At 35.2% G+C, this 4,497-nt stretch carries 3 protein-coding genes, 1 tRNA gene and 1 rRNA gene; 2 read left to right on the forward strand and 3 right to left on the reverse strand.

What is annotated here, in order from left to right; genetic code table 11:
• The first annotated feature begins 225 nt into the window (after nt 1-225).
• Nucleotides 226-993 (forward strand): hypothetical protein, encoded by a 768-nt coding sequence (locus AC27IF_RS20140; RefSeq protein ID WP_487056146.1) that lies wholly within the window; start codon nt 226-228, stop codon nt 991-993.
• Between the two features lie 22 nt (nt 994-1,015).
• On the opposite strand, the gene AC27IF_RS20145 is transcribed toward AC27IF_RS20140, so the two are convergent.
• Nucleotides 1,016-2,242, reverse strand: coding sequence for a DEAD/DEAH box helicase (locus tag AC27IF_RS20145; protein ID WP_487056147.1), 1,227 nt, complete (start codon nt 2,240-2,242; stop codon nt 1,016-1,018).
• Nucleotides 2,243-2,370: 128 nt separating this feature from the next.
• Between AC27IF_RS20145 and AC27IF_RS20150 the strand changes: the two genes are divergently transcribed.
• Complete coding sequence (locus tag AC27IF_RS20150) at nt 2,371-3,999, forward strand: response regulator (protein ID WP_487056148.1); 1,629 nt, start codon at nt 2,371-2,373, stop codon at nt 3,997-3,999.
• Nucleotides 4,000-4,009: 10 nt separating this feature from the next.
• On the opposite strand, the gene AC27IF_RS20155 is transcribed toward AC27IF_RS20150, so the two are convergent.
• Both AC27IF_RS20155 and rrf read right to left on the reverse strand, forming a co-directional pair.
• Nucleotides 4,010-4,094: transfer RNA gene (locus tag AC27IF_RS20155), tRNA-Tyr, on the reverse strand.
• A 181-nt stretch (nt 4,095-4,275) separates the two neighbouring features.
• A 5S ribosomal RNA gene (rrf, locus tag AC27IF_RS20160) occupies nt 4,276-4,390 on the reverse strand.
• Nucleotides 4,391-4,497: the final 107 nt, after the last annotated feature.

Consider the following 4,497-nt stretch of genomic DNA (forward strand, 5'->3'; position numbering starts at 1 on the left):
TCTTTTAAATTCACGCAAGCTTTATTTTGGATCTTTTATTTGATCGAATATAAATTGAACTAAGTGATGTATTTGCAGACTAATTACTAGGATAAATTCAATCGTTCTACAATTATGAGCTTTTGAGTAAGGCATATTTACTCATTTATACTGCTCAATGACACAATTGTAGTACATAAAAACAAGGATGATAATTTAACACGTTAATAATTACCGAGAAGCTCCATGAAGTATTTAGTTTTATTGTTCGTTACTTTCAGTATTATGTTTTCTACAAATATCAGCGCTAGCTCACCCATATCTTCTCAACAAGAGCAAATCCTATCAGATCTTTTTGATCAACTGGTTAAACGACAAGTTAATAGCTCTGTAGCGATTGAACGTAGCGTTAGCACGCTACTTAAAAACTACCCAGAAAAAATAGATCTAGTGCTAAACATTGCCATAAATAAATATCCTCATGAATATAAACAAATAATGACTGGTGCATTGCGAGCAGAGCCAGCTTTAACATCTGATGTTGTGCAAATAATGTTAAATGCCAATATTACAGATAGTTCACAAGTCATCAGTATTGCAGTTACCGAAGAACCTGCTTACGCAAAAGAAATTGTCAGCACTGCTGTTTTACAAAAACCGAATGAAATCGAAAATATAGTGCGCGTTGCTATTTTAACTGAGCCTGTTATCGCTAAAAACGTAGTTGATGATACAATGCTCAGCTACCCTGAAAAGTTATTGGACATCCTTACTGTAGCTATAAAAGCTTTACCTGATCAAGTTGTTGATATTGTCAGTGATGCCATCAAGCTTTTTCCTGAAAATGCCGAAGAAGTTGTTAGCACAGCAGTTAGCTCAACAAGTGGTGATAGAGCCCGTGAAATAATTGAAACCGCTATGAAGTCTGGTGTATCTGAAGAACAAGCCGAATCAGCAGCGATTGCTGGTGGAGCTACTGCAGAGGATATTGCAAAAGTAGCTCATGAAAATTAAATAATTTATTACCTTATTAAGACTACCTTCTGCGTTTAGTTCTTCTCTTGTTATCTGATAGTGCATGCTTTCTGGCACGCTTTTTATCACCTGTCTTTCGTGGTTTCGATACTTTAGTTAAGTCGGGTTCATATCCGGGATACCACTGCTGTAGTAATCTATGGTCAAGTAACTTTTCGATTGCCTGCAATAACCACTCTTCATCCGGAGATAACAAAGATATAGCCATACCTGATTTACCAGCACGAGCGGTACGCCCAACTCTATGTACGTAATCTTCGGCAACATAGGGCAATTCAAAATTAATAACGTAAGCTAAGTCAACTATATCGAGCCCACGAGCTGCAACATCGGTAGCGACCAATGCTCGACATTTACCTTGCTTAAATTCTGCTAATGACTTCTCTCTAGCTCCTTGAGATTTATCCCCATGTAAAGATAATGTTTTTATACCGTCTTTACACATTTCTTTAGCAAGTTCATCAGCTGTTGACTTAGTTCTAGTAAAGATTAGAACTTGCTGCCAATTCTTAGAGCCTATTAGATACGAAGTAAGTTCACGTTTCCTATCATTGTCGACAGTATAAACAATTTGCTCTATATCATTAGCAACGGTATTAATATTATCAACACTTATTACTTTTGGATCATTAAGCACATTTTTGCTGAATGAAAAAATTGCATCATCAAACGTTGCTGAAAATAACAATGATTGATATTGGCTAGGTAGATATTCCAATATTTTTTTTATATCCTTTTGGAAGCCTAAATCTAATAATCTGTCAGCCTCATCTAATACCAGAGACTTTACACATGATAAATTAACATGTTCATTAATAATTAGATCAAGCAAACGACCAGGGGTGGCAACTAATATGTCAACACCATCTCTTACTTGCTCAATCTGACCTTTGATACTCACACCACCATAGGCTTTAGCAGTATTAAATTGACAATATTTACCATAGCTTTTAAAACTTGACGTTACTTGTTGAGCCAGCTCCCTTGTTGGAACAAGGACTAAAATACTAATGTCATCTGTAGTTTCTTTTCTCGTTATTAAGCCATTCAAAAGCGGTAAAGCAAAAGCCGCTGTTTTTCCTGTGCCTGTCTGTGCTCTTGCCATTACATCATGATTAGCCAGTATTAATGGAATAACTTGTTTTTGAATTTCAGTGGCTACCTGATAACCCAATTCATCAACAGCATTTTTTAGTTGTTCTTGTAAGTCTAAAGAAGAAAATTTCATATATACGTTTAGATTGAATTTTTTGACAGTTTAACACCTTTAAATGATCAGGTATTTATAACTTAAACTAGACAATATAATATTTTTCCGCTAAAAGCATTTAAGGGGCCGCAAACTTTAGGAGAGGTATGTCAACGATTGACTTTAAAAATACAAATTTTTTAATCATTGATCATGTAAAACCTTCCCATGATATTTTAAAAAAGTTTGCAATGTCGCTAACCAACAAGCCAGTTGATTCGACACATTATGCTCAAGATGTAACCTCAATGTGCCTCGAAAAAAATTACGATATTATTTTACTAGGGTACGACTTAGGTGAAAAACAAAAAAATGGCCAACAAATTTTAGAAGAACTACGAATAAGTGAGGTCATATCACGTCATTGTATCGTCATAATTATTACTGCAGAAGTTACTCAAGGCATGGTGTTAGCAGCACTTGAACATAAACCTGATAGTTACTTATGTAAGCCATATTCATTACAAGAGTTACTAAAACGTATAGAAAAGTGTATTACCAAAAAACAGGAAATGGCTGCTATTTATGAGGCTATTGATGAGGGAGACAGCGAATTAGTTATCTCGTTGGTAAATGACTCTTTAGCTAATAACACCCTTTATAAAGCAGAATGTTTAGGGATAAAATCCAGACAATATTTTGACTTACAGAAGTTTCAACAAGCTGAAAAAATCTACCACGCTTATAAAGATGAATCAAACTGCCAATGGGCAAGTATAGGTCTTGGTAAAATAGCATTACATGAAAATAGATTTGATGACGCTGAATCAATATTTAGAGCTATCATTGAACAACAACCATTATACTTACCTAGTTATGACTGGTTAGCTGCTACCTACGAAAAGAAATTAAATTGCTTATATGCAGAAGAGACTTTAGAGCGAGCAGTAAAGTTATCCCCACGTTCGGTAAGTAGGCTGAAAAAATATGCCAACCTATGCTTTGATAATGAACACTACGAGAAAGCAACTAATGCATATCAACAAGTCTATTCCTTAGCTCACAATTCAATTCATCAAACACCAGAAAACGCACTGATGTTCGCTAAATCTTTAGCTGGTTATTCAGCTGACTTACCCTTAATAGACGCAAAAAAGCTTAATAATAGAGCCTTTTCAATGCTATCGAGTATGAATAAAACTACGCAACGTGCAGAGTTAAAAATTCAAGCACATTTATTATCAGCATGTTTATTAGAAAATATTCATGATTATATTGTTGCTAAAAGTAAAGTTGAAATGGGTATTTCGTTATTAGATAAAGAACGTCAAAATATTGATTTAGATAGCTTAACCAAGATCGCCGACTCGCTAACTAAGTTAAACAGAAAGAATAAAGCGTCTCAAATTTTAGTTTCAGTTAACCAGCAACAAGCAAATAACTCATTAGGCTCAGGAAAAATCGGAGAGTTAACAAACGAACAGCTTAACGATAATAACACGGCTAAAGCTCAAATGGCGTTAGAGATCAGTAAGGAACTCTTTGAAAAGAAAAAGTTTGATAAAGCAATTAAGTCTCTAAACGAAGCACTCGTTATTTTCCCTAATCATAAAGCAATTAAACTTAACTTATTGCAAGTTTTACTGGCTGCATATGAAGAAGACAACTATCGATTAGATAACTTCTCTACAGCTAAAAAATTAATACTGGAATTACTGACTATATCAAGGAATGAAGAAGGTTATAGAAGATTTAAAAAAATGAAAAAAAAATACCAGCAACTTGCTGGTATTTAATTTTAAATGATGGTGGAGGGAGGTGGATTCGAACCACCGAAGGCGGAGCCGTCAGATTTACAGTCTGATCCCTTTGGCCACTCGGGAACCCCTCCACGGGGCCATTTCATCAACAAAGTTGATAAAATTTATAAGTTTAACAGTGTATTGCTGTGCTTCACTAATAAACAAATTAAGTGTCTAACAATGTCCTGCTGCGCTTTCACATGGGTCTTTTTGTAACATAAGTCACACTACCATCGGCGCTACTGCGTTTCACTAATAGACAAATTAGGTGTCTAACAATGTCCTACTCTCACATGGGAACTCCCACACTACCATCGGCGCTACTGCGTTTCACTTCTGAGTTCGGAATGGAATCAGGTGGGACCACAGCGCTATTGTCGTTAAACAAAAACTTTAATTGTTTAATTTACTTTTAAAACAATTTAAAAAATTAAAGCTTTAATAAAAAGCCCGACTCTTTCGAATCGGGCTTTCCTGTGCCTCAGCACAAAT

Source organism: Colwellia sp. KS18-150 (genome assembly GCF_057551365.1).